1 pseudogene is annotated in these 330 nt (G+C 65.5%); it reads right to left on the minus strand.

Annotated elements, in window-relative coordinates:
• A pseudogene (locus AC0L3B_RS38865) lies at positions 1 to 330 on the minus strand (hypothetical protein); the annotation flags it as partial.

Raw genomic sequence — 330 nt, forward strand, 5'->3', positions numbered from 1 at the left:
GATCCTGCTCATCCCACAGCCCTTCGGCGCTGTCGTCGACGCGGTTGATAGCGCCGGCGATGTACAGGAAGTGCTCGAAGAACTTCACCGCGATATCCACGTAGACGCCGTTGCGCCTGGCCAGCTCCAGGGCAATGCGCATCAGGTCCAGCGCATAGGCGGCCACCCACGCCGTACCGTCGGCCTGGTCCAGTTGATAGCCCGGCGGCAGCGGCGCCGAGCGGTCGAACAGAGCGATATTGTCCAGCCCCAGAAAACCGCCCTGGAACAGGTTGCGGCCCTCAGCGAACGCCTGACCCGCATCAACCGCCGCGCACCGATTCGGGTGGT

It is taken from the genome of Bradyrhizobium sp. Kon56 (genome assembly GCF_055807635.1).